19 protein-coding genes and 3 tRNA genes are annotated in these 23,779 nt (G+C 57.6%); 10 read left to right on the top strand and 12 right to left on the bottom strand.

What is annotated here, in order from left to right:
• The first annotated feature begins 1 nt into the window (after nt 1).
• A complete protein-coding gene (locus GSQ81_RS06315; RefSeq protein ID WP_158909787.1) occupies nt 2–1,159 on the top strand; it encodes a phosphatidylinositol-specific phospholipase C1-like protein in 1,158 nt (385 codons plus the stop codon).
• Between the two features lie 14 nt (nt 1,160–1,173).
• On the opposite strand, the gene GSQ81_RS06310 is transcribed toward GSQ81_RS06315, so the two are convergent.
• The 6 genes from GSQ81_RS06310 to purS all read right to left on the bottom strand — a co-directional run bounded on the left by GSQ81_RS06310 (nt 1,174) and on the right by purS (nt 7,512).
• Nucleotides 1,174–2,490 (bottom strand): CehA/McbA family metallohydrolase, encoded by a 1,317-nt coding sequence (locus GSQ81_RS06310; protein WP_254060033.1) that lies wholly within the window; start codon nt 2,488–2,490, stop codon nt 1,174–1,176.
• Between the two features lie 419 nt (nt 2,491–2,909).
• Nucleotides 2,910–3,488: a cob(I)yrinic acid a,c-diamide adenosyltransferase gene (locus GSQ81_RS06305; protein WP_158909786.1), complete on the bottom strand. Its 579-nt coding sequence runs from the start codon at nt 3,486–3,488 to the stop codon at nt 2,910–2,912.
• Nucleotides 3,485–4,882: a protoporphyrinogen oxidase gene (hemG, locus tag GSQ81_RS06300; protein WP_158909785.1), complete on the bottom strand. Its 1,398-nt coding sequence runs from the start codon at nt 4,880–4,882 to the stop codon at nt 3,485–3,487. Before hemG ends, GSQ81_RS06305 begins: the two co-directional genes overlap by 4 nt.
• 160 nt (nt 4,883–5,042) lie before the next feature.
• Nucleotides 5,043–6,059, bottom strand: coding sequence for a ferrochelatase (hemH, locus tag GSQ81_RS06295; RefSeq protein WP_158909784.1), 1,017 nt, complete (start codon nt 6,057–6,059; stop codon nt 5,043–5,045).
• The gene (gene hemE / locus GSQ81_RS06290) at nt 6,056–7,168 is read right to left on the bottom strand and encodes a uroporphyrinogen decarboxylase (RefSeq protein ID WP_254060032.1); all 1,113 of its coding nucleotides are present in this window, start codon (nt 7,166–7,168) and stop codon (nt 6,056–6,058) included. Before hemE ends, hemH begins: the two co-directional genes overlap by 4 nt.
• A gap of 98 nt (nt 7,169–7,266) precedes the next feature.
• Entirely contained in the window at nt 7,267–7,512 is a 246-nt protein-coding gene (gene purS / locus GSQ81_RS06285) for a phosphoribosylformylglycinamidine synthase subunit PurS (protein WP_158909782.1), read from the bottom strand.
• Between the two features lie 127 nt (nt 7,513–7,639).
• Between purS and GSQ81_RS06280 the strand changes: the two genes are divergently transcribed.
• Complete coding sequence (locus tag GSQ81_RS06280; protein WP_158909781.1) at nt 7,640–8,197, top strand: inorganic diphosphatase; 558 nt, start codon at nt 7,640–7,642, stop codon at nt 8,195–8,197.
• A gap of 99 nt (nt 8,198–8,296) precedes the next feature.
• Here GSQ81_RS06280 and GSQ81_RS06275 read toward each other — a convergent pair.
• The 5 genes from GSQ81_RS06275 to GSQ81_RS06255 form a co-directional block, all read right to left on the bottom strand.
• Nucleotides 8,297–8,372 (bottom strand) — tRNA-Arg (locus tag GSQ81_RS06275).
• A gap of 52 nt (nt 8,373–8,424) precedes the next feature.
• Nucleotides 8,425–9,045, bottom strand: coding sequence for a hypothetical protein (locus tag GSQ81_RS06270; protein ID WP_158909780.1), 621 nt, complete (start codon nt 9,043–9,045; stop codon nt 8,425–8,427).
• A gap of 43 nt (nt 9,046–9,088) precedes the next feature.
• Nucleotides 9,089–10,126, bottom strand: a complete 1,038-nt coding sequence (locus tag GSQ81_RS06265; protein ID WP_158909779.1) for a YheT family hydrolase — start codon at nt 10,124–10,126, stop codon at nt 9,089–9,091.
• Nucleotides 10,126–10,884, bottom strand: coding sequence for a DUF72 domain-containing protein (locus tag GSQ81_RS06260; RefSeq protein ID WP_254060031.1), 759 nt, complete (start codon nt 10,882–10,884; stop codon nt 10,126–10,128). The genes GSQ81_RS06265 and GSQ81_RS06260 overlap by 1 nt, the downstream gene beginning before the upstream one ends.
• A gap of 61 nt (nt 10,885–10,945) precedes the next feature.
• A tRNA-His gene (locus tag GSQ81_RS06255) sits at nt 10,946–11,020 on the bottom strand.
• A gap of 41 nt (nt 11,021–11,061) precedes the next feature.
• Between GSQ81_RS06255 and GSQ81_RS06250 the strand changes: the two genes are divergently transcribed.
• Nucleotides 11,062–11,598, top strand: coding sequence for a DUF4112 domain-containing protein (locus GSQ81_RS06250; protein WP_158909777.1), 537 nt, complete (start codon nt 11,062–11,064; stop codon nt 11,596–11,598).
• Nucleotides 11,599–11,636: 38 nt separating this feature from the next.
• Nucleotides 11,637–11,713: transfer RNA gene (locus GSQ81_RS06245), tRNA-Pro, on the top strand.
• Between the two features lie 313 nt (nt 11,714–12,026).
• Here the strand turns inward: GSQ81_RS06245 and GSQ81_RS06240 are convergent.
• On the bottom strand, nt 12,027–13,004 hold the full coding sequence (locus GSQ81_RS06240; protein WP_158909776.1) for a carbohydrate kinase family protein: 978 nt from the start codon (nt 13,002–13,004) through the stop codon (nt 12,027–12,029).
• Nucleotides 13,005–13,120: 116 nt separating this feature from the next.
• Between GSQ81_RS06240 and GSQ81_RS06235 the strand changes: the two genes are divergently transcribed.
• The 6 genes from GSQ81_RS06235 (at nt 13,121) to GSQ81_RS06210 (ending at nt 23,779) form a co-directional block, all read left to right on the top strand.
• On the top strand, nt 13,121–14,299 hold the full coding sequence (locus GSQ81_RS06235; RefSeq protein WP_254060030.1) for an SIS domain-containing protein: 1,179 nt from the start codon (nt 13,121–13,123) through the stop codon (nt 14,297–14,299).
• Between the two features lie 5 nt (nt 14,300–14,304).
• Nucleotides 14,305–15,576, top strand: coding sequence for a D-tagatose-bisphosphate aldolase, class II, non-catalytic subunit (locus tag GSQ81_RS06230; protein ID WP_158909774.1), 1,272 nt, complete (start codon nt 14,305–14,307; stop codon nt 15,574–15,576).
• A gap of 434 nt (nt 15,577–16,010) precedes the next feature.
• Nucleotides 16,011–19,535, top strand: coding sequence for a TonB-dependent receptor (locus GSQ81_RS06225; RefSeq protein WP_158909773.1), 3,525 nt, complete (start codon nt 16,011–16,013; stop codon nt 19,533–19,535).
• 75 nt (nt 19,536–19,610) lie between these two features.
• Nucleotides 19,611–22,118 (top strand): alpha-galactosidase, encoded by a 2,508-nt coding sequence (locus tag GSQ81_RS06220; protein WP_158909772.1) that lies wholly within the window; start codon nt 19,611–19,613, stop codon nt 22,116–22,118.
• Between the two features lie 76 nt (nt 22,119–22,194).
• Nucleotides 22,195–23,556 carry an APC family permease gene (locus GSQ81_RS06215; protein WP_158909771.1) on the top strand — a complete coding sequence of 454 codons (1,362 nt, stop codon included), beginning with the start codon at nt 22,195–22,197 and terminating at the stop codon, nt 23,554–23,556.
• 58 nt (nt 23,557–23,614) lie between these two features.
• On the top strand, nt 23,615–23,779 hold the full coding sequence (locus tag GSQ81_RS06210) for a hypothetical protein (protein ID WP_158909770.1): 165 nt from the start codon (nt 23,615–23,617) through the stop codon (nt 23,777–23,779).

The following is a 23,779-nucleotide window of genomic DNA, read 5'->3' as shown; positions in this document are numbered from 1 at the left end:
TATGACGATCAAAAAGACAGCTCAAATCTCACTGGCCATGACGATATTTGCTATGGCTGGATCGGCGCTGGCGCAACAGACAACTGCTGCGCAGCAGGACCAGCGGGTACATGTAAATCAGATTCAGGTGATTGGCTCGCATAATAGTTATCATGCAGGGTTTCCGCCTAGCGCGAGGAAGCTGATGGCGATGAAAAGTCCCGAGGGATTGCATGGGCTCGATTATCATCATGCTCCGCTGGCCGATCAGCTATCGGGTGGCGTGCGACAGATAGAGATCGACGTGTATTCCGATACGAAAGGCGGCAGGTACGCGCATCCTGCGATTCTGGGTATGGTGGCGAAGGCTGGATTGCCAGCGGACCCGGAGTTCGATCCGCATCATGTAATGGACAAGCCGGGATTCAAGGTACTGCATATGCAGGACATCGATGTACGCAGCACATGCATGACTCTTGTTGCCTGTCTCAGCGATGTTCGCGGTTGGTCGAAGCAGCATCTTCATCATCTGCCGATCTTTATTTTGATCGAGACGAAAGAGGGGCGAGACCGCAACCTTCCGAATGCAGTAACACCAGAACCATTTACTGCTCCTGTATTCGATGCGCTGGATAAAGAGATTCAGTCCGTATTCACGGCCGACGAGATGATTACACCGGATGACGTGCGCGGCAATTCGGCGACGCTGGTAGAGGCTGTTCATGCTGGCAAGTGGCCTACGCTGGCAGAGGCTCGCGGTAAGGTTCTCTTCTTGCTCGATCAGAGACATGTGGAGCCTATCTACACGAAGGGGCATCCATCGCTGCGTGGGCGAGTGCTCTTTACTAATGCGGAGCCAAGCGCTCCTGATGCGGCGTTTACGGAAGAGAACGACGGAGCGCGTGAAGAGATTGACGCGCTGGTGAAGCAGGGCTATCTGGTGCGGACACGCTCCGATGAGAATACGGATCAGGCGCGCACGAATGATACGACGCGGCGCGATCTTGCGCTTTCGAGTGGAGCGCAGATGATCAGTACGGACTATCCGGCGTCCGAGCCTTCGCCGTGGACCAAGTACGTTGTCGAATTTCCCGCGGGGCTTGTTGCCAGATGTAATCCGGTGACGAAGCCTGTGGGTTGCGTCGATAAACTTTTGGCACCACCTGTCAGTGCTCACTGACAGGTGGTTTGGTTTTATCGTTTCGAGAAGTTCAGGTAGATGGGATTTCCTACAATGAGGAGAACACCGCTTTCGGAACGGATGTTGACTCGGAGCCAATGGCGCTTGCCGTCGCTTTGATAGTCGAAGTTCCTTATTTCTTCGTTCTGCTTTGCGGCCCATGTATCCAGTAATGTGGTTGGCTGGCCATCCAGAATAATCTCTGGATGGTCACTCGCGAGGGCTGTCATCTTTAGCGTGAAGTGGATCTGCTCTCCCGCAGGAGATTGAATTTCATCTCCCATGGATGCAACGCTTGTAGCCGTCTTTGCTGTAAATTCGATGGCTCTGTCTTTTGTGCCCTGAGCATCGACGAAGACGTGACCTGCGCGAATCGCATCGAGGATGGCATTCTCCGATAAATTAGCCGCATAGATCGCGGTTGTAGGATGGCCGATGGCTGAATAGGTTTGAGCCTTGAGATCGGAGTCATGGTTATCGCTGCCGCCTAATGCTGTCAGACGAAATCCATTGTTGAGTTGCTGCTGCCAGAGGGGGATGCCGGAGTGTGGGCCGTCGGCTGTGCCGCCGTTGATCACTTCGATGGCGGTGACTCGGCTGAAGTCTGTATCAGGAACTGTCCAGCCGCAGCCCATGCAGGACTCTCCCGAAGGAATGCCGGGATGATTGATGGAGAGAATGCCATGCACGCTTTGAACTTCATCGAGCAGTCGGTTGAAATTCGGCACGTGTGGGCTGGTCAAGCGGAAGTCGATGAAGTCAGTGGGGCCGTAGACGTTGGCGTGTCCTTGGAAGGTAGTTATTTCACGAGCGGGGATTAGGAGCAGCTTGTCGAAGTAGGGTTGTAGCTCGCGCATGTCGTTGTATTGCGAGATGGTGTTGTGATCGCTGATGGCGATGAAGTCGAGGCCTCGTTCGGCTGCGGTCTCGACGGTCTTATAGAGAGGGCAGGGAACCTTCTTGCCAGATTGGCTGAGGCATGAGCCATCGCTGTGGGCGTCGTGCATGTGCAGATCGCCGCGATACCATGCCGGGCCGTTGCGGAGAGGAGCTTCGCTGAAGGTGGATACCTCTGGCCTGTCTCCAGCGTGCGAGAAGTGAATTTTGGCTTCGTACCCGGAGCGAACGCCTTCCCGGATATTAGGAACGCCGAGTATCAGCTTCCATCTTCCGGGGATGATCGGGCCGGGAAGATAAGAAGGAGTCGCGTCGGTGGCTGATACGGTGAAGGTCGACTTGTTGCCGCCGCTCCACCCGCGAAAACGTTCGCTGTCGAACATGCCGAGATCGATGGTTGTGTGTTTGTCGCGTTCTGTGTAAGAGAATTCCACGGTTACGCGAGTGACTCCTTTGGACACTTCGAAGGGGACTTCGACGTAGCTCTGGCGATTCGCATAGGTTATTGTTCCGTGCAGATCCAAGTCGGAGGATGGCTTCTGTGCGCGACATGCTACCGAGGTAAAGCCGGCGAGGAGACAGACGATTGTCGTTGCGGATTTGATTCGAGTTCGAGAGCGCCGCGAAGTTTTTGGGAGTAGCGGATAGCTGGCGCGACTCTTGCTGGAATCGAGAAAGGAGAACCATGTCATGGCAATCATTATGGCAGCATCGTGGTTGGCTCTGTCATGAAGATGGTATGACGGTGATATTTTTTGGATAGAAACAAGCCACGGCAACGGCGAAATACAGAGGTCGCTGCACTTCGCTACGCTACGGTCGAGATAACGTTATTTTTGAGGAGGGAGAGAAGTTACTTCCAGGCGCGGGACCACTTTGGGCCAGAGGTATCGCCGGTGCGAAGGCGAGCGTCGATGCCCGCGGTCAATTCGATCAGCCTGCCGAAGAGCCAGATGAGATCGGAGAGGCGGTTGAGGTAGGCGATGATCTCGGGCTTTACCTCTACGCCATTTTCTGCGAGACGAACAGCGTTGCGTTCGGCGCGGCGGCAGACTGTGCGAGCGATCTCGTAGGCGGCGGACTCAGTGTGCGCTCCGGGTAGCGACCAGTCGGAGAGGATGCCTTCGGTCGCTTCGATCTGATGGACGAGTTTTGTGAGAACGTCGACATCATCGAGCGAGATGACTGGAGCGTTCTTCTGGTTTTCGGGAGGAGTGGCCAGGGCGCCTCCGACGCGGAAGAGTGTCCGCTGAATCTCTTCGGTCCATGCACCGATTTCTTTGTGATTGCAGATGCTGCGGGCGAAGCCGAGGGTCGCATTCAACTCATCGACCGAGCCGTATGCCTCTACGCGCAGGTCTGCTTTTGAGACGCGTACGCCGCCAGCTAATCCTGTTTGCCCGCTGTCTCCCTGGGTGGTTGCGATGCTCATGGCTTGTCTCCTTCTATGCATTGCTGCGCGGCTGCGCGCGCGTCTCTGACCAGGTCGGGTAGACCGACGCCGCGGTATCCATTTCCTAAAAGATATAGTCCATGGAGGCTTCCTATGCGTTCGTCGAGTTCCTTCATTCGTTCAAGGTGGCCGACGGCATATTGTGGGAGGCTCTTCGGCCAGCGCCGCACTACAGTTACCTGAGGCTTTGGCAATGGGCCGAGGATGTGTGCGATCTCGAGGCGTGCTACGGAGGATACTTCGTCGTTGCCGCAGCGTATCAATCGTTCTGCGGCGTCTCCGCCGAAGAAGGCGCGAATCAGCTTTCCATTTTGCGGCACGCGGTTGGCGAACTTCTGGTCGACAAAGGTGCAGGCCAGCAGGCGGCTTCCCGAGCCTTCGGGAACAAGAAAGCCAAAGCCCGGGGGAGTAGAGAATTTTGCTGCATCGGAGAATCCGAAGGCTACGACCACTGCGGAGCTTGCGTCCATCTCCATGAGCTGTGCAGCTCGCGCGTCGATGGGCTGCATCAACTCTCGCGCGATGTGGACAGGTGCAGCCAGCATGACGGCATCAAAGTGCTCCTGAGCCTTAGAGGTATTTACCTCCCAGCCATGGTGACTGTGCGAGATCGAGTGGATCGTGGTTCCCAGGCGGAGCCAGTGTTTGGGAATGGTTGCGACCATCCTGTCTACAAGTGTTCCCAATCCACTTTGCAGCGTGGTAAAGATGGCAGCCTGCTTATTTTTGCTTGCGGCAAGGTTGGCCTGCATTGCTGCGATCAGGCTGCCGTGCTCGTGCTCCATCGCAACGAACGGAGCCATGACGGCGCGCACGCTTAATTGCGTTACGTCTCCGCCGAAGACCCCGCGTAGCAGCGGAGCGCCGATGGTTTCGAGCACTTCACTGCCGAAGTGCCGTTGTACAAATGCTGCGACGCTCTCGTCCTGCTGCGGTGCGCTGGCCTTGAGTTCAGTCGCTCGATTTATCTCGGCGTGAAAAGACTTTTTGGCCTCTTCGCTGAATAAGTCTGACTGATCGAGAGCATGGAGGTTGGATGGAACCATCATGCGCATTCCATCCGGCATCGCTTCGAGCTGGCCGTCCCTCAGGACGTAGGTCTTGCGCGTGGCATCGTTAGAAGAGATGATCTCATCGGCCACGCCAAGTTCTTCTGCCAGCTCGCGGGCCCATGGCTTTTCTGTCACCCAGGCATCGGGGCCGCACTCGATGACGAAGCCGCCTTCGCGCACGGTCTCGACGATGCCGCCCAGCCGCGGTGAGGCTTCGAAGAGCACGGCTTCTACCGCGGCTCCGTTGCTCGCCAGGCGCGATAGCTCATAGGCTGCCGTCAATCCTGCTATGCCGCCACCGATGATTGCTATTCGCTTCATCCACGCTCCAAAAAATGCTCTGGCTTTTATTAGCCTAGAGCATTTTCACAGAGAATCTTTGCGGGTGGAGTGAAAAGCGAAATACAGAGGTCTCTCCACTGCGCTGCGCTCCGGTTGAGATGACGTGATTTGGTGGACGGCGAAATCGGAATGCCTAAACCTACGCTGGAACTATTACCTCATCGACTACGGCTTTATATTGACCTGACGCGATCTCTGTTAAGGCGTTGATCAGTATGTCGGAGTCGTTCAGGCTTTCGGCTCGCCACAGTTTTAAGCCGAGCGCCTTTGCCTTCTCTGTGAAGGCTATATCGATGTCGTACAGAATTTCGACGTGGTCGCAGAGAAAACCTACGGGCTGCATGACGACGCCAACGTGGCCCTCTTCTTTGATGGCCTTGAGCGTGTCCTCTACGGTCGGGCCGATCCATGGGCCTCCGCTGATGCCCTGGCTCTGGAAGGCGAAGTACCAGTCCTTCTCTCCAAATCCGACCGGGGCCATGCGCTCGGCGACGAGCTCGGCGGTGCGCTTTGCCTCTACGGCGTAGGTGTCGGGAGGCTCGGATGTTCCGTCATCAGCCGTCTTTGTCATTACGGTGCGGCAGGGAACGCTGTGCGCTGTGAACAGCACGGGAATGCGTCGTCCTGATTGGGCGCAGGCCAACGCCCACACCGGCCACAGGCGCTCGGCAAACGCCTGCGCGAGCAGGGGATGCTCGGCCCATCCGGCGACGAAGTCAACCTCGAGGCCATCAGCGGCGGCGAGCACGGCCTTGCGATAGAGGCCAACGCTGGTGCGGGAGTTTTGCGGAGCGAGGCAGATCGCCTTGATGTGGGTTACGCCGTCGAGCCGCATCTTGGCGATGGCATCGGCGATGTAGGGATGCCAGTTCCGCATCCCCACGTAAACCCTGGTATTGGAGTCGCCGATTCGATCCAAGGCGCGCTCCAGCAGATTCGCTTGAATGAGCGTCCATTTGGTCAGCGGTGGGGCTTCGGCTCCCGGCGTTTCGCCCAGGCCAATCTGCTGATACCTGTGCTGCAACTCTTCCACAACTTCTTGGGGGAGCGGTCTGCCACCGGTCACTTTGGCAAGATACGCGGCCATCTCACCGAGCACGTCGGGAGTGCCGTGCGCGAGCAGCAGAACGGCGCTTCGGCCTGCCTCTCCGCTCATAGCGCTCCGTACTCCTTGACCCATTCGACGACTTTGATTACGTTTTCAACGGGAGTTCCGGGGACGATGCCGTGACCGAGGTTGAAGATATGGCCGGGACGCCCGGCTGCTGCTGCCAACACCTCGCGTACTCGGTCTTTGAGAATCTCTTCGGGGGCAAACAGAGTGATAGGGTCGAGGTTTCCTTGCACGGCATGGCCGGTGCCGACGGCCTTCCATCCCTGGTCGAGAGGAATGCGCCAGTCGAGCCCGATGACGTCTGCTCCGGTCTCGGCCATGGCGGGGAGAAGCGAGGCGGTGTCTACGCCGAAGTAGATGACGGGAACTCCCATCGACTGAATTCTGCGGACGAGTTCTGTGACGGCGGGGAGGCAGTAGCGGCGGTAATCGGTCACGCTCAGCGCGCCGACCCAGCTATCGAAGATCTGGATGACGTCGGCTCCGGCTTCCACCTGCTGCTGTGCAAATCCGACCAGCACCGTCACCAGCTTTTCCATCAGCATCGGCCACGCGATGTTGTCGCTGTACATCAGTTTTTTAGTTTCGATGTAGTTGCGCGAAGAGCCGCCCTCGATCATGTAACTGGCCAAGGTGAACGGCGCGCCGCAAAATCCGATGATGCCAAGCTGGTCGCCATCTGCTCGTGGAGCGGAGAAGTGAGCGGCGACCTTCTCAATGGCCCGCGCTACATAACTTAGTTCGTCGATGCGGTCGGTGCGGAGAGCGCGTACGTGTTCAACGGTGCGCACGGGGGAGTGCACGACCGGACCTTCGCCGGCGAGAAATTCGAAGTCGAGCCCCATGGGGGTAAACGGCAGCAGCAGATCGGCAAAGATAATTGCGGCGTCGACGCTCAGCCGCTCGGCGGCGGTGATGGTCACTTCGGCGGCAATATCAGGGGTTCGGCAGATGTCGAGCAGCGAATGGTGCTTGCGCACTGCCATGTATTCGGGCATGTATCGCCCAGCCTGGCGCAGCAGCCAGATGGGGGTGCGATCGACAGGCTGACGAAGACAGGCGCGAACAAATCTGCTTCCGGCGGAGGCATTTCCGGCAGGTTGAAGCGCCGCAATGGTTTCCAGGGATGCAGGGATCGACGAAGGACTCAAAGGGTTCTCCATTGCTATGCTTTTGAGCCTAGCACCAGCCGATTGCCGCTTCCAGCCATGGCGATGAATTTTGACCGGAAACGGTGGGAACGCAGTGTTTAGGGTTCCAGCCGGAAGGTAAACTCTTCGATTACCGGATTGGTCAGCACCTCGCGCGCGATCCGTTCGATCTCGGCCTGCGCCGCGTTCTGGTCCAATCCATCTTCCAAAGTCAGCAGGAAATACTTTCCCTGCCGTACGTCAGCAACGCCGCGATATTCCATTCGCCGTAGTGCATCCGCAACTGTCTGCCCCTGGGCATCCAGCACCGTTCGTTTCAGCGTGACATAGACATGAGCCTTCATTCTGCTTGATTATAGACAAGGTGCCGCTTTCCTTCCTAAAACGGAGAGGGAGCAGTTGCCGCCGGCAGTTGCGATCGCATTGCCACAAGCTGCAAAATTTCGCACACGAGAAGAGATCCCAGATTTTATGCCGAACTATCTTGAGCTACCCATCGGAGATAAAGCGCCCGAGGTAATCAACGCCGTCATCGAGATCCCCTCCGAAGGCATCAACAAATACGAGTATGACAAGAAGCTGCATGTCTTCCGGCTGGACCGCAATCTTTATTCGCCCGTTCACTATCCCGGGGATTATGGCTTTATTCCGAGCACCCTTGCGGCTGATGGCGATCCGCTGGACGTCCTGGTGCTCGTTGATACGCCTAGTTTTTCGGGCTGCATTCAAGAGGTTCGTCCCATCGGTGTGCTGGAGATGCTCGATCAGGGCGTAGCTGATGAGAAGGTACTGTGTGTCGGCAAGAATAATCCGCGCTACCAGGACGTCTGGAACTACTCCGAGATCTACCCGCACATGCTCAAGGAGATCACGCACTTCTTTGCTATCTATAAGGACCTTGAGGGTAAGCGTGTCGAGGTAAAAGGCTGGCGCGATGCTTCTTTTGCCCGCGATAAGGTGCTCGAAGCACAGCAGACCTTTATCGACAATAAGGCGAAGATTCAGGCAGAGGCTGTTGCTAAGAAGTAGAAAGTAATTGAGGGAAGACGTAAAGTCAGGGGCCGCTATATATTGGCGGCCCCTTTCGTTTTCCGTGGGCCGGCGCGCAATGACGGAATGTAGAGGGTGTGGTGAGCGAGGCAGGGCTCGAACCTGCAACCGTCAGCTTAGAAGGCTGATGCTCTATCCATTGAGCTACTCGCCCCTATACGTTCCTGATTCGATTGTAGCGGGTGGGACGGTCAACCGGAAAACACTTAGGCGAAGGAGAGATCTTTGCTGCGGACGAGGCCTACGATGGCGTCGAGGGCGCTGGCCCAGTTCTCTTCGGCAGATTGTGGATCGTGGCCGAGGGACTTGATATAGAGGCTGAGGGCGAAGCCCTCCTGTGGCCCGGTGAGGTCGACGAGCGCAGGGCGCAGAACGCAGTCGAGCATTGCATAGGGATGGCTGAGCGGAGCGGCGTGCCGGGTGAGGCGGTGGAGAAGCTGCTCGTGCTGGTGGAACGAGGTGAAGATCGAGCGCTCGCGCCAGAGGATGTCGATATAGCTGACGAAGCCGTCCGAGGCATCGTGGGAGGCGTCATCGAAGATATCGAGGTTGAGGCGAAGCTGTTCCAGCTCGTCTGCATCTTGTTTGGGTTGGAGCGGCCATGCATCGCATTTGGCCGTGAATACAGGCGAGCGGGGCGCGTTGAGGGAGCGGAGAGCATGCATGAGCGGAGGATGAAGCTCCGCTTCGGGGAGATGTTCGAGGTCGTACGGATTTTCGCGCAGGTCGATGAAACGACGATTGCCGCTGGGGTCTGAGGGGTCAGACCAGGGAATGACGAGGACGGGATCGTCTGCGGAGGCTTCTACGGACCATTCGGCGAGCATCAATCACTATCTTAGCGGGAGTCTGAGGCTGGTAGGGAATGGCTTATGCATTGGCAAGGATGAAGCGCAGGAGGGTGTGCTCGGCCCAGTAGCCGTCGTAGCAGATGGAGGGGTCCGGTTGGGCGAGAAAGGCGCAGTGGCCGCCCTGGGCAGTTTCGAGGAAGGTGATATTTGGGTTCGCCACGATCTTATCGCGGGTATCGGGCGCGATGCGGATGAAAGGGTCGTCGAGAGAGTTCAGGATGAGCGTGGGGACGGTGATTTGATCGATGACGCGGGCTGCGGCCACGCGATGGTAGTAGTCCTCGGCCCCGGAGAAACCGGCGTAGAGGGCGATGATGCGCTCGTCGAAGTCGCGGAGCGAACTGATGCCGATGGCACGATTGGGATCGAAGGCGCGAGGGAAGAGCGCTGCCTTACGGCGAAAACGGCGAAGCATGGCCCGCACAAATTTCTTCTCGTAGATGCGGTTCTGCCAGAGATGAAGAGCGTCGGAGGAGGGCGCAAGGTCGATGACCGGGGAGACGCCGATGACCGCGCGGAGCTGTGGCGGCGGAGTTTTGCCGAGGTCGCCGGCGAGCTTGAGCACAAGGTTGCCACCCATAGAGTAGCCGATGAGCGCGATGGATTGAAGCTGATGCAGATCGACGAAGAAGCGCATGACCGCGTCGACGTCGCTCGATAGTCCGGAGTGGTAGAGCGTGGGTGCAAGCGCTTCGGTGCCACCACAGTTACGCATGTTCATGCGGACGATGTTGCAACCTGCCCGCCAAAGCTTGTTGGAGTTGCCGATTACATACTGCGAGTTGGACGAGCCTTCGAGGCCATGCACGATGATGATCGTAGGACGTGCGGCGCGGACGTCTTCGGGCTGCCAGTGGCAGTGGCAGAGGACCTGGCTGGAGATCTGGTAGTCGGTGGCCGGGGAGACCTCGACGAGCTGGGCCTCGCCCGGAGGAAGGCTGTTCGTGCGCGGCAGATAGTTGCCGAAGATGGTCTGCAGATGGCCATTGTGCAGGAAGCGCCGCGGTTGAAAATCGGCGATTTGAACGGTGTCGGTTGCGAGCGTTGTTGCTGACATCAATGCTTGTCCTCGATGGCAAGTGTGCGGTCGAGGAAAGCTTTGGCGTTGAGTGCGCCGGTGGGTTCGTCCTCGTGCTTGAAGTAGGCGTAGACATTGCGCTGCTGCGCGAGTGCGGTGAAACGTTTGGCGAACGAGTCGAGCTCGACGGAGGAATAGCCGCCGCTGCTACGCAGACGGAAGCAGGTAAATTCAGTTGCGGTATGGATCTCGGGGGTAACGAGGTCGTCACTTTGGGCGATACAGAGCGCGGCTTCGTGCTGGCGCAGGATGGTATAAATCTCTTCGTTGAACCAGGATTGGTGGCGAAATTCAAACGCGATGCGGGGCGTGCCTGATGTCTGCAATGCCGGGGTAGTGAGGAACGCTGTGAGCAGGCTGGCGTCGGCCTTGAAGTTTGGCGGAAGTTGAAAGAGCAGGAGGCCGAGCTTGCCAGCTTGGCGGACCGGTTCGAGCGCGGCGATAAACTGAGCCACGTCGGCATCACAATCGCGGAGGCGTCTGAAGTGGGTGATGCGCTGCGGGGCCTTGAAGCTGAAGCGGAAATGCGGCGGAGTGGCAGCGAGCCAGCCTTCGAGTATTTTTGTGGTAGGCAAGGCGCGAAAGGTGTAATTGACCTCGACAGAGGTGAGCTGCGAGGCGTAGAACTCGAGGAACTTCTTTGCGGGAGTGCGAGGAGGATAGAAGTCAGGTTTCCACGTCGGGTAAGCCCAGCCGGAGGTTCCGGCGAAGATTCGAGTTGAGGCTTGGGTAGACACCACGATGGATCGAGAACCTGGAGTCGTCTATAAGCTGGACTTCTACGAGGAGAGAAGATTTTGGGGCGGCTAGTGGGTTTCGAACCCACGACATCCGCTGCCACAGAGCGGCGTTCTGCCACTGAACTATAGCCGCCGTATACTCAGAATTATAGCACCGGGATAGTGGGGAGCGCGATGGAATTTACAGCAAAGCCCGAGGTTCTGCCGCCACGCACGAAACGCGGGGGAAAGCTATTCGATGACGAGAACCTGGACCTGCTGTCGCATGTTCTCGACGACTTCCTGAGGATTCCCGGAACGTCGATTCGCTTTGGCCTCGATGGCATTGTCGGCGTCATTCCGGGAATCGGCGATGTGATCGGCGGAATTGCTTCGTGCATCATCATTATCGCGGCATGGATTCGCGGTGTTTCGTATGTAACGCTGGCGCGCATGGCGGCCAATGTCGGTATCGAGGTGGTGGTGGGATCGGTCCCGATTATTGGCGATATGTTCGACATCGCCTGGCGCGCGAACCGGCGCAACTACGCCCTGCTGGCAGGCAGCCTGGTGCAGCCGCGAAAAAATACGATCCAGAGTTGGATATTCCTGATTGTGCTGTGCATTGTGCTGGCCGCGCTGATTCTATTGCCGCTGTTGCTGGTTGCATGGATGGCGGAACATGTGTTGCAAGCGATTGGCATGGATATGCATCGCCTCTTCGCAATGTAGCGTGAGCTGCCGCATGAATGCGATAGACTAAAAGAAGTCGGGGCGTAGCGCAGTCTGGTAGCGCATCTGGTTTGGGACCAGAGGGTCGGGGGTTCGAATCCCTCCGCCCCGACCATGTTTTCAATCACTTACAGGCTTGTTTCCGAGTGTGTTCATTAAATTCCGGCGGTTGGCCTTGCTCAAACGGTATATACCTTTGAGGTCCGCATGGAAGTCCGACTCTATCTCCACATCAAAAAGAACAATGGTAAAGCGCAGTTTTGCGCCCGTGGCTTACGGAAAAAACAGCAAGATTCTTCCTCAGCGAGTGCTCGTTGGTGGCCAGGCCGAGTTGCATCCTGAAGGTTGTGTAGCGTCGATTGCTGCCGGCAAAAAACAATAAGTCCGAACTTCAGTACGCAGTCCGGAGGATTAAATACAAAGCAGTGTCAGGCGCCGGATACCGCAGATATGGTGTATTGCTTGAGGAACGCGTCGCGAAGCTCGATATCGCGGAAGGCTTCCGTGCCGCCTGTCCGTAAAGTAGATAAGGCTCCGGTGACGTTTCCCATAGCGGCGGCGCGCACGGGATCTTCGCCCTTTAGATACGAGCTGAGGAAGCCGGCGTTGAAGCTGTCGCCAGCTCCAATGGTGTCGACGGGTTCGACCGAGAGAGGGGAGACCCAATCGCGTTGCTTCCCTTGCTGCACGACGGCCCCGCGCGCGCCACACTTCACGACGATCAATGGAACGCGAGCAGCCAGCAGATCGAGCGATTGTTCGAGCGTGGGCCTTCGAGCGATGCGCATGACCTCGTCCTCGTTGGGCAGAAGAAGGTCGGTCCGGTCGAGGAGCTGATCGAGTACGCCTCCCCATGTATCGCTGGGATCGTCGTTGGTGTCGAGCGAGATCGTCAGATCGGCAGCCTTCAACCGATCGAAAAGTTCAGGCAATCCGGGTTGAAGTGCTGTTTGCAGAAAGAGCGATGAGAGATGAAAGTGGCGGGATGAGGTGAGATAGTCGAGACTCAAATCGGAGACGGTCATCTCCGCCATCGCCCCAAGGTAGGTCAGGATGTGACGCCGGCGGCCATGCGGCAGCAACAGGGTGACGCCGGTATCGACGCGGTGCTGGCGTTTGATCTGAGAGAGGTCGACGCCGCTTTCGGCGAGGCGGGCAAGGGCGATCTCTCCCATCTCGTCACTGCCAACCTGCGAGGCAAAGCCTACTCGGTTGCCGAGCATAGCAAGATTGTGGGCGAGGATTGAGGAGGATCCGCCGAGAGTGACCTTGAAGCCGGAGCCAAGCAGCTCTCGCTCAACGGGCATCTCCTCCGGCAGACCGTAGAGGATAAGGTCGAGGTTGGTCTCCCCCGCGATAGTGATATCGAATGATTTTTCCTGTCCGCCGGGACGCTTGGTATCCATAAAAGCCTCTTGTTGTTTTGTGATGCAAATACGAGTATATGTATTATTATTACTTATGTTTGATTTCGATTCTGATTCAATGTTTCTAATTCTTCCACTATAAAGGAATCTCCGTGGTGTCTCGTTCAAGCTTTGTTGACTTGCCTGTACAGGAACAAAAGGCTCGCGGCGTTTTCTTCACAGCGCGCGAGATTGCGCAGCAGCCGGATACATGGGAGAAAACGCTACACATCTTCAAGGAGAATCAGGAGCGGATCTGTCATTTCCTTGAGGAAGCCGGGTTGCGGGGCGATTTGGAGAAGCGGCCCGTAGTGATGCTGGTGGGAGCTGGAACCTCCGATTATATTGGCCAGGCGCTCGAGCTGCTGCTGCGGCAGAAGTGGGGTTGCGAGGTGTCAGCATGTGCAAGCACGGAGTTGCTGCCTAATCTGGACGAGTATGTCGTTCCGGGGCGGAGATATCTCTGGATCTCGTTTTCGAGATCGGGAGATTCGCCGGAGGCGGTCGCGGTGGTGGAACAGGCGATCAAGTTATATCCAGGTATCGCCCATATTGTGGTGACCTGCAACGCGCAGGCACGATTGATCGCTATCTGCGAAGAGGCGGCACACGCCTGCGTCATTGTGCTGGACGACGCGGTGAATGACCGCAGCCTGGCGATGACGAGTTCGTTTACGAACATGGTGCTGATGGGGCAGTGCCTGGCTCATGCATGGTCGATCGAAGAGTATTCGGCGATTCTCGAAAGGCTGGTTCGCGCCGGACGGAAGTTTATGCCGCTGGCGGAGACCGAAGCAGAGCGGCTGTCGTCGCTCAGGCGCTCTCGCGTATGCATGGTCGGGACGGGATCGCTGGCGAGTGTAGCGAAGGAGTCGGCGCTGAAGGTGTTGGAGATGACGGCGGGCCAGGTGAAGACGATGTCCGAGACCGTGCTTGGACTTCGTCATGGACCTATGGCAGCGCTCGATGCGGAGACTCTCTTTGTATGCTTTGTCTCCGGGGAAGAGCGTAGGGCAAATTACGCGGCAGACCTGCTGCGCGAGGTCGGAGAGAAGGGAATTACCGCGGAACGGATCGCGATCGGGCCTCGGTCGGCGAGCGAAGAGATTGCACCTTACTGCGATTCGTATCTTGCCATCGACGACGATATCGAGGATGCCTATCGACCGGTGGTGGATGTGATCTTCGGCCAGCTACTTGGGTTGCATTGCTCGGTAGCTCGCGGCTTGCAACCGGATTCGCCGAGTCCCGGCGGCGTGATTAATCGAGTGGTGCAGAAGTTCAGGATCTATTGAGCGCCATGAGTTCATCACTGCAGAAACATCTCGAAAAGCGTGTGCAGGGGACCCCGATCGGCATCTATTCGGTCTGCTCCGCGCATCCCTGGGTCATTCGTGCAGCGGCGGAGCAAGCCGCCGAGGATGGATCGTTGTTGTTGGTAGAGGCTACCAGCAACCAGGTGAACCAGTTTGGCGGCTACACGGGAATGCGGCCGGCGGAGTTTCGCAGCTTCGTGCTCGAGCATGTCGCCGCCGCCGGGCTCGATGCGAGATCACTGATTCTCGGCGGAGACCATCTCGGTCCCAATCCGTGGCGCGCGATGCCTGCGGAGAAGGCGATGGAGAACGCGGTAGCGATGGTCGCCGAGTATGTACAGGCGGGCTTTACCAAGATCCATCTGGACGCGAGCATGGCGTGCGGTGGCGATCCGGCGCACCTCTCCGATGAAGCGGTCGCGAAGCGCGCCGTCGAGCTATGCAAGGCCGCTGAGGCTGCGCGAACGCCGGGCGATGCGCCGGTGTATGTGATTGGAACCGAGGTTCCGGTGCCAGGAGGGGCGACGCACTCGGTCAAGGAACTCGATGTGACTTCGACCGCTGCGGCTGCTTATACGCTCGAAGTTCATAAGCGCGCCTTTGCAGAGCAGGGTCTGGATGACGTCTGGCCACGAGTGATCGCGCTGGTGGTGCAGCCGGGCGTCGAGTTCGATCACGATGCCGTGGTTGCGTATGATCGCGCCAAGGCCAGACCACTGGTGGATTGGCTGCAGGCGCAGCAGGAAGAGATAGTGTTCGAGGCGCACTCGACCGACTATCAACTGCCGCTGGCTTACAAGGCGCTGGTGGAAGATGGATTTGCGATTCTGAAGGTAGGGCCGGCGCTGACGTTCGCCATGCGCGAGGCGCTGTGCGCGCTAGAAGATATGGAGTCGCAACTGGTGCCGGAGGCGCAGCGGTCCTTGCTGACGCGGGTGATCGAGGAGACGATGCTGCGAGAGCCTGCGAATTGGCAGCCTTATTACAGCGGCAGCCCCGCAGACCAGAAGCTGCTGCGTCTCTACAGCTATAGCGACAGGATTCGTTACTACTGGAACCAACCAGAGATTGCGACAGCAGTCGATAAGCTGGTTACCAACCTGTCCACGGTGGCGATGCCGGAGAGTATGTGCAGTCGTTATTTGCCCGCGCAATATCTGCGGCTGCGAAAGAAAGAGATAGCCGGAGACCCAGAGTCGCTGATTGTGGACCATATTCGCGACGTGCTGCGGGTCTACGCGGCAGCTTGCAGCTAGAGCACAGCTTCATCGTAGTCGATGGTGTCGTGCGCGATGCTGCTGTCGCATCGATCGCAATTTAATTCGACGCTGTCAGGTCAGACTGGCTTGAGGTCTCGTTTGCTGCTTTCGACGAGAACTCGCCATTCATTTAATTCAAAGCGAGCATTCATCCAGAAGTACCCAAGACATCCGGAATCTCCGGCGGTTGCCGCATCTCCATTCGCCTCGTCACTGCTAATAATTCGTCATTCCCGTTATAGGTTTTCATGCCATCGTGTGATTTTCGCGTGCTTTCGTTCGAAGCTCGATAATTCCCTTGACATATCTGTAACGTAACGTTATGAATGATCTACCGAAGTAAAACATAAGTAAAAAGTACTAATCAAACCTTGCAAACATTTCGTTTATGCATCGGAAACATTTTGTTTATCCCGCATTCGGAGCAAGCCATGACCCCTTTATCATCCATCTATCGTCTACAAGCTCGTCTTTGTCTTGCCCTTGCGGCAGGCGTTTTTCTGCTCCTTGCGAGTGGTCCGCTGTGTCTTGCGCAAAAGGACGCCGGTGCCATCGCCGGCACAGTGCATGATGGCTCCGGGGCGGTGATCGAGGGAGTGACGATTGCGGCTACGGATGTTGATCATGGCGCGGTGGTCACTGCCACCTCTAACGCCAGCGGCGAGTATGTTATCGCTCCGCTCAAGGTGGGCCACTACGTCCTCAAGGCCAGCAGGTCCGGATTCAACAGCGTTGTATCTACTCCAATCACACTGCAGATACAGCAGCGCGTCGTCTTCGATGTCACGCTCAGCGTGGGAGTGGTCAGCCAGTCTGTCACTGTTACCGACTCCACCGCTCAGTTACAGACGGAGACCTCCGATCTTGGCCAGGTGATCGACAGCCGCCAGATCTCGAATCTTCCACTCAACGGCCGCAACTTCGCGCAGCTTGCCTTGTTGTCGCCCGGTACGGCGCCCGCGGCCCCCGGCTCGCGCGATCAAAGCAGCTTCGGCTTCAGCGCCAACGGAGCTCGCAGTCTGCAAAATAATTTTCTGCTGGACGGCATCGACAACAACTCCAACCTGCCCGATCTTCTCAACGGTTCGAGCTACGTCATTGAGCCGCCGGTCGAGTCGCTGCAGGAGTTCAAGGTCCAGACCAGCTCTTACACCGCGGAGTTTGGCCGCGGCAATGGTGCGGTCATCAACGCCGTGACGCGCTCCGGCACCAACCAGCTTCATGGCGCGTTCTATGAGTTCTTTCGCAATGACGCGCTGGATGCCCGCAATTATTACGACGTCACCCGTCAACCATACAAGCAGAACCAGTTCGGTGGCACCATCGGCGGCCCCATTGTTCTGCCGAAGATCTTCAACGGCCGCAATCGCACCTTCTTTTTCACCGACTACGAAGGCTTCCGCTCCGTCGACTCCGAGCCTATTCCTGCGATTGTCCCCACGCTGGCGCAGCGCTCTGGCGACTTCTCTTCTAACATCGACTACAGCAGCCCCGTCACCGATCCTGTCTCCGGTATGCCGGTATTGGATTGCAATGGGCAGTCCACGTATCCGGGGGAGATCTTCAACAGCCGCCTGGCGCAGCAGTCCTCGGTAAACAGCGCTGGTTATTGTGGAGTTCCGTTCGGCTACTCCGGCGGACAGGCGGCCAATGTGATTCCCGGCAGCGTGATTGATCCTCTGGCCGCGCGCATTGCCGCACTGTATCCCGCACCGAATGCGAACAATCCCGCTTACAATTTCGTTTCCAGCCCCAAGCGCGTGATCAACCGCAATAACTTCGATCTTCGTCTCGATGAGCAGATCAGCGATACGGACACCGCCTTTGCCCGCTATAGCTTCGAAACTGTCCCCTCCAATATTCCCGCTGTCTTCGGTCCGGTGGCTGACGGCGGCGACTTCTTCTCCGGCATCAGCAATACTCACTATCACAGCCTTGCTATTGGGGAAACGCACATCTTCACGCCGCATCTCGTAAATGAGTTTCGGTTCGGCTATAACCGTATCTACTCGAACCGGCTTCAGCCCGGCTATAACTCCGACATCGCGCAACAGATCGGATTTCCGGGCATTCCCTCTGCACCCTCCAATGGGGGGCTGCCTCAGTTGACCTTCAGCGATGTTTCCCAAATTGGAAGCTCGCTCTTCCTTCCTTCGCGCGAACTTCAGAACACCTATATCATCTCGGAGAATCTGAGCTGGAATGTGGGAAACCACAGCGTCCGTTTCGGCGCGGAGATCGATCGCAATGAATTTGCCATCTATCAACCCGCGGAACCGCGTGGCACGCTCGACTTCGGTACCCAGTTTACGGATAACGCAGGTTCTTCGACGACAGGTACTGGAGGCTCAGGATTCGCATCGTTCCTGATTGGCATCCCCGATGGCGGCAGTATCAGCAACGCTATCAATATCGACTACTTCCGCCCAAGCTGGAACTTCTATGCCCAGGACGATTGGAAGTTGAGCCGCAGGCTTACTCTCAACTTCGGCCTGCGCTACGAGCTTTATCAGACCGTCCGTGAGCGAAACAACCACGAGGCCACCTTTGACCTGGCCACGCAGACCCTGATCCTGCCCAAGGGCCAGCCTACGACCCTAACGCCGCAACTCGCTTCCATCATCCATGTCAGCGCTACTGGCAGCGATGGTCTCATCAAGCCCGACCTCAATAACTTTGCACCTCGTCTCGGCGTGGCCTATGGCCTGACCTCTAAATCAGTGCTCCGCGCGGGTTATGGCTTCTTCTATGGCGGCAGCGAGAGCGGACCATATTCCAACCCCAGCCCTGGCTACAATCCACCCTATTACGCGACTAATTCTTATTCGCCGAATTGCTCGCTGGGCAGCGCCAACCCCGCACAGACAGACTGCTCCATCCCCGGCCTCAGCGTGCTCTCTGACGGCTTTCCTGTCAACGCCCTTACCGATCCCAATACACCGCTGCTCTACTCACTCGATCCGAACCTGGTTACGCCTTACGTGCAGCAGTACCAGCTCTCCACTGAATATCAGCTTCCCTCGAACCTGCTCTTCACCGCGGCCTACGCCGGTTCCCACGGTCTCAAGCTCTACACCTTCTTCAATGGCAATGAGGCTACCCCCACGGCCGATCCTACTGCACCGGTTGCACCTCGGCGACCTATCCCTTCTATTGATGCTCCGATTCAGTGGTTTCGTTCTTCAGGGCGGTCCAACTATAACGCGCTGGAGTTCAGTCTTGCGCGCAGCTCCAGCTCCGGTCTCTCGCTGCTGGCCGCGTACACGTATGCCCATGGCCTCGACAATGCCTCATCCGCAAACCTCGGCTCACAGAACGGAGGCGACTTCCGCGACTTCCGTCACCCTGAAGCGGAGTATGGCAACTCAGACACGGACGTTCGCCATCGCTTTACCTTCAGCTCTCTCTATCCGCTTCCAATAGGCCAGGGGCAGCGCTTCCTCGGCAGCACTGGCAAAGCACTGAACACGGTCATCGGCAACTGGCAGCTCGGCAGCATTGTCACGCTCTCCACCGGCAATTGGTATACGGCCACGGATGCGGTCAACTTCTCCAACGTCCCTGACGGCGGCGGTAACGTGGGCAGCTCGCAGCGTCCGAACTATGCGGGGAACCCAAACAGCAAGCCTTGCATCGCTGGTACCTACTTCAACACCTGCGCCTTTACCGATCCGGCCCAGGGCTCCTTCGGCAATGTCAACCGCAATACCATCGCGGGTCCCGGTACGGAAAACATAGACTTCTCTCTCTTCAAGCTCCTTCACCTTACGGACCGCTTCAATCTAGAGTTCCGTTCGGAGTTCTTCAACATTCTCAATCACTACAATCCGCTCTTCGCTCCTGCCGCTGCCAGCGCCACTGTCGGCGCAACGGTGCGCGACACGCCTGGATTCGGCTTCCTTACTGCCGCTCAGCCACCACGCCAGATCCAGTTTTCGCTCAAGCTTTCGTATTAGCCGAGCGTAATATTTCATCGACAACGGACCACAGATATTCAAAGCGTTCAAAAATCAAAGAGATGAGCCGCATAGATGAAGCAGCGAAGCATCCGTCAAATTATCGGTCTTACCCTTGCAATTCTCTGTCCTCTGGCTTTCGCTGCTGCACCGAAGGATGCAGCCCTGGAGTTGAGCGCGAATGCGGCTGACGGCAGCTATACGCTCTCCGCGCCCGGCTTCGCTGCACCTGTGCTTCGGGCCAGTGCGGCGGTTAAGGTGAACGGCAAGTGGCTCCATGCCGCGGACTATCCAAAGCACATCGTCAGCACTGCGAGCGGTGCAGGTGAGCTTGGCCCTGCCAGGGTGACGACCATTCGCTACACCGGTCGCGACGATGCGCCGGATCTGCTGCTCAAGCTGCGTACTTACGAGGACACTCCTTTCGGCGATATGCAACTCACGGCGGACAATACGACGGGACACGCTATTGAGGTTCAATCACTGCGTGTCCTTGAATCGAACAACAGTGAATCAAACGGCAGCGCTCTGATCAACCTGAATGGGCCCGCTGGCGATGATCGCGTGTTGTCCGACAGCTTCAGCGAAGATCGCCCTGCGATGAAGCTCCGCGACCTTGGCGATGCGGAGAACGATCTTCACCGTGCCGTCGGCGTGCAGCTTCTTTATAACCTCGAAAGCAAGCGTAGCTGGTTCATTGGTGCTTTGACTTCGGACAAGTTCCTCAGCGTCCTTCGCTTGCACATGGCTCCGACTGGAGACCCGGCAACGATGACATCGTATGAGGTCGACTCTACCGGCACGACCGAGCTGCTCGTCGAAAACTCTTTGGAGCACTCTCCCGCAAAAGACCGCGTTGAACTCAGCCTGAGCGTTGCTCCCGGCGCGAAACTCTCCTCCGAGCGGATGCTCTTCAGCGTCGACAGCGACTACCATCGCCAGCTCGAGACCTACGCTCACCTGATCCTCGATATGCACCATGCGCGCGTCACGGCACCGACGCCGATAGGCTGGTGGAGTTGGACCGCCTACTACTTCGGGCTCAACGAGGGCACGGCATTGACCAACGCCCAGTGGCTCTCTGAAAATCTCAAGTCGCATGGTTATACCTTCTTCCACATGGACGAGGGCTACCAGTTCGCTCGCGGCGAGTACGCTACGCCCAACGCGGACCTGTTCCCGCAGGGCATCGCGGAGTTGGAGCGCAAGGTCATGAACGAGGGCCTGACGCCCGGCATCTGGACGGCGCCCTTCGAAGTGTCGGAGCGGTCGTGGGTCTATACGCATCATCCCGACTGGCTAGTTCACAATGCAGAGGGCGAGCCGATTCATATTGGCCTCGTCACCAATGGTCTTGATCGACTTTACGCGCTCGATACCACCAACCCCGGCGCGCAGGCCTATCTGCGCAGCACCTACTCCACGCTGGTTAACAACTGGGGCATCCGCTACATCAAGATGGACTTCATGGAAGACAGCGCTGTCGAGGGGAGCTATTACAAACCGCAGACGACGGCGCTCGAGGCGCAACGTCTCGGCATCCAGATCATCCGCGACACGGTCGGGCCTAACGTGCTGCTCGACAAAGATGGATGCGAACTTCTAAATCCCGTAGGACTAGTCGATATGGGCCGCATCTCGCAGGATACGGGCCATACCTTCTCTTCGAGCAAGGACGCAGCTACCGGCATTGCGGCCCGCTATTACATGAACCGCAACTACTATCTCGCAGACCCTGATGCCTTCTCGGTATCGACACAGACTGTCGATGATCAGAACTGGCACGGTGGCGAGAAGCCGCTCACGCTCGACGAGGCAAAGATCTCTATTGTGCTCTCGGCGATTTCCGGCGGACTCTACGAGATCGGCGACGATCTGCCGACTTTGGGTGAAGCCGCCGACCGGATCGCGCTAGTGAAGAACCGCGATCTGCTCGACATGGCCAAGCTGGGACACGCATCGATCCCGCTTGACCTGATGACCTACGACGCCAAGGATTTGCAGCCGAGCATCTTTCTATTGAAAGAGACCCCGCGCCAGTCCATCGTTACAGTCTTCAACTGGTCGGAGACTAACCGGCAGCATAGCCTTACGCGCTCGATGCTTCATCTCGATCCCAGCGCGCACTATGCTGTCTCTGAAGTATTGGGCGCGACAGGCGGACCAGGTACGCTTGGCGCAGCACTCGTGGTCCAGCAGCCACCCCACTCCGTACGCGTCTTCAAGGTGGTCAACACCGACATTGCTGCAAAGGCGCCTGCCGTTACGATCAAGGTAGCGTCTTCCGGCAAAGCCGGTGAACCGATCGGCTTCCACGCAGCGCCAGCAGACGAGGCGCAGCCGGTACTTCATTACACATGGCACTTCGGAGATGGCGTCACGATGGAAGGGTCCGACGTCATGCACACCTATACCCATGCAGGCGTCTTCAAGGCACGGATCAAATCCGAAGGCTTTGCGCCGGAACCGGATGTGCATCCTTTCTCGATCACCATTACGGGAGCGATTGCTACGAAGTTCAGCCCGGAAAGGAATCGCCGCTTTGTTGAGGGGCAGCCAGGAGTCGATGCTTCACAGCAGTAAAGTCCAACGCGTCATCAATTAAAGATGGCTCTAGCGACAGGCTTTATCTATCTCCGGAATGGTGAAAACGATCACAATGCAATCAGACGGAGCCGAGACAACCGCACCTCATCTTAAGCGGTCGCTAAAGCTGTGGCATCTCATCGCCTACGGCATTGTCATCATCCAGCCCACGGCGCCGATGGGGATCTACGGCGTGGTCAGCAACGTTGCACGCGGCCATGTTGTCTCGACCATCCTCATTGCGATGGTCGCCATGCTCTTCACCGCCGTCAGCTATGGACGCATGGCGCGGGTCTATCCCAGCGCGGGCTCCGCCTACACCTACGTCGGCCGCGAGATCAACCCCGTAGCCGGATACATCGTCGGCTGGTCGATGTTGATGGACTATCTACTCAACCCCATCGTCTGCGCGATCTGGTGCAGCGCCGCAGCGCGGAACGTACTACCCAGCATCCCCTATGCTTCGTGGGCAGTTGCCTTTGTTCTTCTGTTCACGCTGCTCAACCTGCGCGGAGTCAAAGCATCGGGCCACTTTAACGGTGTTCTCGCCATCGGCATGAGCCTGGTCGTCGTCATCTTCTTCGCCTATGCCATCCGCTATCTTGCGTTCATCGCGCGTCCGGTTGGCGGCGAGTGGCTAACGCCCTTCTACAATCCTTCCACCTTTTCTCCGTCTCTGCTCTTTCGCGGGACTTCGATTGCGGTCCTCACTTACATTGGCTTCGACGGCATCTCCACCATGTCGGAAGAGGTAGAGAATCCGCGCCGCAACATCATGCTGGCCACCGTGCTGACGTGCCTTATCGTCGGCATCCTCTCGGCCATCGAGGTCTACGTCGCCCAGCTCGCATGGCCATATCACGGTCCCTTTGCCGAGGCATTCGTCGATACTGCCTATGTCCACGTCGCCCGTCGCATCGGTGGCAGCTTCCTCTTTCAATTGCTCAACGCGACTCTGCTGATCGCAAACATGGGCTCCGGCATCACCGCGCAGTTCGGAGCAGCGCGTCTGCTGTACGGCATGGGCCGCGGGAATGCGTTGCCTCAGCGATTCTTCGGAGCGCTGAGCCCAAAGACCGCGATTCCGCGCAACAATGTGCTTCTGGTAGGAGCCGTCACTCTGCTCGGCGTCTTTCTGCTGACTTATCAGCGCGGCGCGGAGCTGCTCAATTTTGGAGCCTTCATCGCCTTCATGGGGGTCAACGCCGCCGCACTTATCCACTACCGGTTCCGCTCGAAAGAGAAGGTGCTGCTGCCGTTGGCCATCCCACTCGCCGGCCTGCTTATCAGCGCCTTCATTTGGCTCAACCTTGGCCACAATGCACAGATTCTCGGTTCGATATGGATCGTACTTGGACTGGCACTCTACTGGGCTCGCCGCCGTACTCGCAGCGGAGCGGCCGCAGAGGAGCTGATGGATCCGATGGAGAGTTGAACCCGCCCTGCGCAATGGAGAGATCGCCTGTCAAAATCGCTAGCTCCTGAGCACAACGTTGAAGGACCAGTGGGGTTTCGACGGTCTCGTGCTGACTGACTACAACGCGCTTGCGCAACGAAGAAAGCAGCGTTTGCTCGATGAGGTTACTGTTCGCGCCTCGGAGGTAGTGTGGGAAGACTTTTGGAATACTGGTGCCGCTACCTTTAGCCGCCAGATCTGA

Origin of the sequence: Granulicella sp. L56 (assembly GCF_009765835.1) — a bacterium.
GTDB lineage: Bacteria > Acidobacteriota > Terriglobia > Terriglobales > Acidobacteriaceae > Edaphobacter.
Note: the sequence above shows the minus strand (reverse complement) of the source record. Positions and strands in the feature narration are given on the sequence as shown.